The sequence below is a fragment of the uncultured Virgibacillus sp. genome (assembly GCF_947495635.1).
Classification (GTDB): domain Bacteria; phylum Bacillota; class Bacilli; order Bacillales; family Amphibacillaceae; genus Virgibacillus; species Virgibacillus salarius.
Genome location: NZ_CANMAB010000208.1, coordinates 1 through 878, shown reverse-complemented (window position 1 = coordinate 878; position 878 = coordinate 1). Strand labels below are relative to the sequence as shown.

The following is an 878-nucleotide window of genomic DNA, read 5'->3' as shown; positions in this document are numbered from 1 at the left end:
AACGGGCGTATAAAATTCTGGACCAGTACCGTCTTATCCGTTTCATCCACTGTCCGTACACGAAGATGGAAATCCAAATGGGACATAATCTTCTGAGCTATCTCGCCTTCTACCATTTTGTAAGAGGTACGTAGTACCTCATGCCTTTCGATTAATTGCCTAAACGTTGCTTCCATACGTTCCCTGTTGACTTCTCCCTCTAATTCAAAAATAGCGGGCATGTTATAAGCCGTACTTTCTTGATCCAATTGCTGTACCGTGTACATCCGTTTTTGCGCAGAAGATGTCTGATAGTATTCCTTTTCTTCACATGGCTCTATCTGTTCATATGGGTTGATCAGCCCTTCCGTTTCAATGTAGTCACTTAACTCTTGAATTGTCGGTCTATTAAAGATTTCTTTTAATGGAACGGAAATCTCTAACGCTTTGTGTATCTCCCCCATAACCATCGTTGCTTTTAACGAATGACCACCTAAATCAAAGAAATTGTCATGGATACCTATCGTATCCACTCCCAGGACATGTTGCCAAATGATTACCAGCTTCTTCTGTGTAGTAGTTTGCGGTGCTTCATATGCATTCGTAATGTACTGCATTTCGGGCTTCGGTAACGCCTTCCGGTTTACCTTTCCATTATGCGTTAATGGAATCGTCTGCAGTTCCATGTAGTATGCAGGAACCATATAATCTGGTAAACCTTCCTTGACATATGTTCTCACTTCTGCTTTATCCACGAAATCCTTCGCCACGATATAAGCACATAGGTATTTTTGATTCATTTCATCTTCTCTTGCCACCACGACAGCTTCCTTAATGGCAGGGTGACTAATCAGTCGACTCTCAATCTCTCCAAGTTCGATTCGATAGCCTCGAACCTT

Annotated in this window: 1 protein-coding gene; it reads right to left on the bottom strand. The window is 42.0% G+C overall.

Features of this window, described 5'->3' with window-relative positions; genetic code table 11:
* On the bottom strand, positions 1-878 hold an 878-nt coding region (locus Q1A47_RS20500), incomplete at both ends, for a condensation domain-containing protein (protein WP_299632746.1).